The sequence below is a fragment of the Bacteriovorax sp. DB6_IX genome, assembly GCF_000447775.1.
GTDB lineage: Bacteria > Bdellovibrionota > Bacteriovoracia > Bacteriovoracales > Bacteriovoracaceae > Halobacteriovorax_A.
Map to the genome: position 1 here is coordinate 1 of NZ_AUNJ01000431.1, position 5262 is coordinate 5262.

Annotated in this window: 6 protein-coding genes; 2 read left to right on the plus strand and 4 right to left on the minus strand. The window is 39.3% G+C overall.

Annotated features, from left to right (window positions below; genetic code table 11):
* The first annotated feature begins 61 nt into the window (after window positions 1–61).
* Together M901_RS13405 and M901_RS13410 are read left to right on the plus strand one after the other, a co-directional pair.
* Window positions 62–1234 carry an ABC transporter substrate-binding protein gene (locus M901_RS13405; protein ID WP_021278748.1) on the plus strand — a complete coding sequence of 391 codons (1173 nt, stop codon included), beginning with the start codon at window positions 62–64 and terminating at the stop codon, window positions 1232–1234.
* 3 nt (window positions 1235–1237) lie between these two features.
* Window positions 1238–2845 carry an ATP-binding protein gene (locus M901_RS13410; RefSeq protein WP_021278744.1) on the plus strand — a complete coding sequence of 536 codons (1608 nt, stop codon included), beginning with the start codon at window positions 1238–1240 and terminating at the stop codon, window positions 2843–2845.
* On the opposite strand, the gene M901_RS13415 is transcribed toward M901_RS13410, so the two are convergent.
* The 4 genes from M901_RS13415 to M901_RS13430 form a co-directional block, all read right to left on the minus strand.
* Entirely contained in the window at window positions 2842–3342 is a 501-nt protein-coding gene (locus tag M901_RS13415; RefSeq protein ID WP_021278747.1) for a response regulator, read from the minus strand. The two genes, M901_RS13410 and M901_RS13415, sit on opposite strands and share 4 nt — an antisense overlap.
* A 70-nt stretch (window positions 3343–3412) precedes the next feature.
* Window positions 3413–4378, minus strand: coding sequence for a nitronate monooxygenase family protein (locus M901_RS13420; RefSeq protein ID WP_021278746.1), 966 nt, complete (start codon window positions 4376–4378; stop codon window positions 3413–3415).
* A complete protein-coding gene (locus tag M901_RS13425) occupies window positions 4371–5111 on the minus strand; it encodes a hypothetical protein (RefSeq protein ID WP_198295405.1) in 741 nt (246 codons plus the stop codon). Before M901_RS13425 ends, M901_RS13420 begins: the two co-directional genes overlap by 8 nt.
* The coding region (locus tag M901_RS13430; protein WP_021278745.1) for a hypothetical protein at window positions 5062–5262 on the minus strand (201 nt) is incomplete at its 5' end. The genes M901_RS13430 and M901_RS13425, both read right to left, overlap by 50 nt.

The window sequence follows — 5262 nt, forward strand, 5'->3', positions numbered from 1 at the left end:
TTTTTACATAGCTAGGCTATAATTATTTGTACTTTATTGTGACAACTAAAGTTAGGGTGACATGAAACAAGTTAGATTCTTTCTATCATTACTATTCTTTATTCATTTTCTATTTTCACAGGCCACAAATGCAATTGAGCTTGAGGTGGTGAAAGTTGGGCTTCTTATGGATTACTCTGGTAAGACTAGAGATGTGGCCCGCTCCTATCTAAGAGGCATTACTGATTATTTTAATTACTACAATGAAACTCAGGGAAAGAGAGTTCAAAAGAAAATTGAAGTCATTGTCAGAGATACAAAGTATGACCCCGACATTGCCCTAAAGCATTATGAAGAAATGAAGAAAAAGGGTGTCAAAATTATTCATGCGTGGGGGACAGCTTCTTGTTTGAAAATTAAAGACAGGGCCTCAAAGGATAAGATCATTGTCTTTACAGCTTCCTATGATGAGTCTCTGGCCACACCTAAGAGTTCTCCCTACACCTTCTTTATGGGAGCAAGCTACACTGATCAGGCGATAATTGCTCTTAAGTATATTCAATCACAGAAGAAAAAGGCCCGTGTCGGAATTATCTATAATACAACCAGCTTTGGAAGATCGCCCTTTTTCAATAAGAGATTCCAAAGCGCTCTTAAAAAAATGAATTTAGAGCTAGGCGCTGAGATCGTCGTTGAATTGGGTGCCAACTCGGCAATGGAGCAAATTAAAGCTTTAAAGGAAAAGAATATTGATTTTGCTATTATTCAAGAAACAACTAAAGCCACAGTTGCTATCTTACAGGCCGCAAATAAAATGAATCTTAGAACACAGCTCATTGGTCTTAACTGGGCCTTTAATGAAAATATTATGGGACTGGTCCACAAGGCAAGTGAAGGTTATATGGGTCTTCCTCTCTTTCCTCAAGGAGACCAGGGGAATTTGAAGGGCATTAGAGAGCTAAGAAATTATATCCAAAAAATAAGAGGTGAAGTTGGAAGAATTCCCTCTAAGTATATTGCAGCTTGGGCAACTGGGATGGTGATGGCCCGTGGGATAGAAAAGGCTCCTCGAACTCATGAGGGCCTTGACTATTTAAAATCATTTGAATCAATTAGAAATTTCGAAACGATGGGGCTTACGGAACCTATTTCATTTTCTAGAAAATCCCATAGTGCTCTAAGAGGAACTCAAATCTACACTATTAGAAATAAAAGAATCGTACCTGTTAATAATAAGGTTTATACCATCGACTAGCTTATGAAGAACTTGGCCCTTAGATATAAAATCCTTGGATTTCTCATTATTCTTATAATGACTCTCACCGTTCTCACTTCAACCTATCATTCAAATAGAATGAAGAAATTGGCCCTTAACTCTGTTAAGGATGTGCAAACAAAGTTCACCCAGCAATTGGCCCTCTACATGATGGAGCCTCTTGATTATGATCTCACTGATGAGGTTGAAAGAATTATTGTGAAATCGAGAAAGGAGAATCCTGAGATAAAGTATATTCAAGTTTTTAATAGGGAGGGGGTCAGCGTTTCACAATTTGGTAATGCCGAAAAAGTTGATATTCTTGATCTTTTTAAAGAAGGGAAGAAAGAGCTCTTTTCTAGAAGGGTAAAGGAGAGTGAGTTCCTCGTTGAGTATTTCTATCCGATTAAGATAAATGGACTTGTGAGGTTCTACCTTCGTGTTTGTTACGATAATACAAAGTACGGTGATCATATTAATGAGATCATCATGGATTATATTAAAATCATCTATGGGGTCGTGATACTTATCCTCATCCTTGGTTATTTCTTTTTTAAACATATTCTCTTCTACCCACTAGAAGAGTTACTAGTTGAGATGAAAGAGGCCCGTAAAGAATTTAGTACGGAGCTAGGAGATGAGATCCGCTCTGGAGATGAGATCAATTATCTTAGAAATTATTTTAATCACCTCATATCCAATGTTAGAAGCAAGAGTCTTCTTCTTAAGGATCTCAATACCAATCTAGAAAAGAAAGTTGAAGAGAGAACGGAGGAGTTAAGAGGAGCACAGGCCAAGCTCTTAGAGTCTGCCCATATGGCCGGGATGGCAACAATGGCAGCAGGGGTTCTTCATAATATTGGAAATATTTTGACCCTCGCAAGTAATACTGCTGAAAATATTCGTCGCTTAGTTGTGGACTCAAATGTGAAGCACTTCTCACGAGTCAAAGACTATATCTCGAGTAAAGAAGAGTGCTCCTTCAATGATGAATCTAGGAAAGTCTTTAGGGCCTATGATGAGCTCGTTAAGCAAATGGAGAGTGAAAATGCAGATCTCGTGAAACAGGTTGAAGTTCTTACACAGGCCAATCGTACAATGTTAAAAACGGTCCAGTCGCAACAAAAGTATGCCAAGGTTGGAAACTTTCTCATAGAAGTGAGAATTGATGAAGTCATTAAAGATAGTATTCAGCTCCTAAGCGAATCCCTTGGGCGACATCGTATCAATATTCACTATCAACAAGAGCACGTCAGGCCAATACAGGCAAATAAGGCCAATTTACTCAATGTCTTTGTGAACCTTCTCTTAAATGCGAAGGAGTCTATTCTTCAGAGTCCAGATATTAATAATCCAATGAGCGTTGATATTGTAATTAGTGAAAATGAAGAGGGTGAAATTAAGATTCGCTATACAGATACGGGTATTGGAATGAATCAGGAGACCCTCGATAATCTCTTCCAATTTGGTTATACAACTAAAGATAAGGGAAGTGGTTTTGGCCTACACGATGCTGCTAATACGATAAAAGAGCTTGGGGGCGAGATTAGTGCCTATAGTGAAGGCTTAAATAAGGGTGCGACAATTGAGATCTTGATTCCCACTGCTTAAGACTCTAAGCTTTTCTGTACTTTGGTTAAAATATAATTGGTCATCTGCTTAAGTGATGTGTCACAAAATGGTTTCGACATATAGAGGATTTTGTCATTGTGACCAAAGAGCTTAAAGAGCTCTTCCCATTCATAATTATTAAATGCCGTACAAATGACAAATTCTTGTTCTGGGTACTTTTCTCGGGCCCTTTTAATGGTTTCTATTCCATCGATTCCAGGGGGCATTCTGACATCCATGTAGACAAGAGAATAGGGCTCATTGGATTGATGGGCCTTGTCTATCATGTTAAGGGCCTGCTCTCCTTGGAAAGCATGGTCTATCTTAAACTTTAGGCCTTCACAAGCTTGCTCGCTGGTCTCTGTTCCTGCGAGGATATCATCTATCTTAGACTCGAGCTTATTAGGCGAGACTTGCTTCTCCATGCTCTGAAGAATGAAGGTAAAGAGGTCGTGAATTTCTTCTGTGTCATCGACAACGAGTATTCTATGATTCAAAGTGATCTCCCGTTCATCTATTATCGGGCAGAGTTAAATAAATCTCAATTACTCTCAGAGATAATTTTAGTTAAAATTTGTTAATAGTTCTTTGATATTGAATAAGTAGGTTATTCACCATTTCTTCAACAGATGGAAGATCATTCATCAAGGCACTAATTTGGCCAATTTCAAGCTCCCCAGATTCCATATCTCCATCTAACATACCGGCCTTTGCTCTACCTTTGCCAAGTATTGTTACCAATTCCTCTACACTGGCACAGCGGTTTTCTGCTTCTTCAATTTGCTCATAGAACTTATTCTTGAGAAGTCTAACCGGGACATACTTCTTCATCATAAGTTTAGTATCTCCACCTTGGGCCTTGAGGATGGCCTCTTTAAAGTTGTCATGGGCAGAGCTCTCACGTGTCATAAGAAAGCGTGTCCCTATTTGAACAGCATCACTTCCAAGGCACATGGCCGCTGCCATTGTTCTTCCATCTCCAATACCACCGGCAGCAATGATGGGAATTGAGAGTTTATCAGCAACTTGAGGAATGAGGCACATTGTCGTGATTTCATCTCTTCCATTGTGCCCGCCGGCCTCGAAGCCTTCACAGACGACGGCGTCGACACCTGCGGCCTGGCACTTTAGGGCAAGCTCTGGAGAAGAGGTGACATGCACTACTGTCGCACCCTTGTCTTTTAAGTACTGAGTGTATTTCTTGGGTGAGCCTGCTGAAGTAAAGAATATTCTTATTCCCTCAGACAGAGAGACCTCAATCTGCTCTTCGACGTACTTGTAAAGAAGTGGAATATTGACTGCTAGGGCATGAGGGTTTTGACTTAATTGCTTGGCCTTTTGTAAATGTTGTCTTAAGAGATCTGGTTTCATTGAACCTGCACCAATAATTCCAAGACAGCCATGATTACTTGCTGCGGCCGCTAGCTTTGCCCCTGACACCCAGACCATCCCGGCCTGAATAATAGGGTATTTAATATTAAATAATTTACAGATTGGGTTATTTTTAAAGCTAATTTCTTTTTGATCACTCATCGCTCTTTACACTCTTTTTCAAAGTTTTTTCAAGTGCATCTATGATAAGAAGAGAATCAGGGTTTGTATACTTGCTTCTAAGCTCTTCTATGACTGGCTTAGGAGTTCCGCCCTTTACTTTATAACTCATGAGCTCATTAACAAATTCAACGGCAATGATAAAAATCAGAGAGTGTTGGTCGAATTTACTTTCTTGTCCTGTGACAGAGAAGCCCTTTCCATTTGGGCTACCGTGATGGTGCTTGATAATATTATCGATGTCTAGAGGGGCTTCTGGATAATGCCTGATAAGCACAGCGCCTTCTAGGGCATGGTTAAAGACCATATCCCATTGTTCTTCTGAGATATTGGCATTTTCTAGCTCTTCAAAACTATTGATTTGAGCAAGCTCTTCGTTTTCGGCCAAAGAGATATCTTTAAAAAATGCTGCATAGGACATTTTCTCGTGGAGCTCTTTTGAGTCTTGCTTGAGATTTTTAAGAATCTCACTACAAACAACTGCAGTCATATGGGAGTGCTGATAGATATAGCTGGTTCTAGAGTTAATGATTTTTCTAAGTAGTGGAGAGACCTTCTCTTCATTCTTAAAAGTTTCCATTATATTGCTAACAATAGATTCTGTAAGTTGAACTGTTGCTGAGTTAAACCCAATTTTAAGAATTTCCTTCGTAACGATATCGTAACTATTTCCCCATCGCCTCGAGTTTGGCATCTCCTTCAAGCTTTGGATCATTAAGAAGCTCTACGAGTTTATTTGAAACAAAAGTTGTGAAGTTCTTCTGCTGCTCTTTTGGGATATAGAAATTCTTAAGTCCCTGGTCACAGTACTTCTTAATGACTTCTTGTGAGAAGATATCACCTTGATGAATTCTTTTTACAAATTG

Excerpts from the sequence above, each read along its gene's own strand:
- M901_RS13405 (WP_021278748.1), top strand. The coding sequence starts at position 62 with ATGAAACAAGTTAGATTCTTTCTATCATTACTATTCTTTATTCATTTT.
- M901_RS13425 (WP_198295405.1), bottom strand. The coding sequence starts at position 5,111 with ATGATCCAAAGCTTGAAGGAGATGCCAAACTCGAGGCGATGGGGAAAT.
- M901_RS13420 (WP_021278746.1), bottom strand. The coding sequence starts at position 4,378 with ATGAGTGATCAAAAAGAAATTAGCTTTAAAAATAACCCAATCTGTAAA.
- M901_RS13410 (WP_021278744.1), top strand. The coding sequence starts at position 1,238 with ATGAAGAACTTGGCCCTTAGATATAAAATCCTTGGATTTCTCATTATT.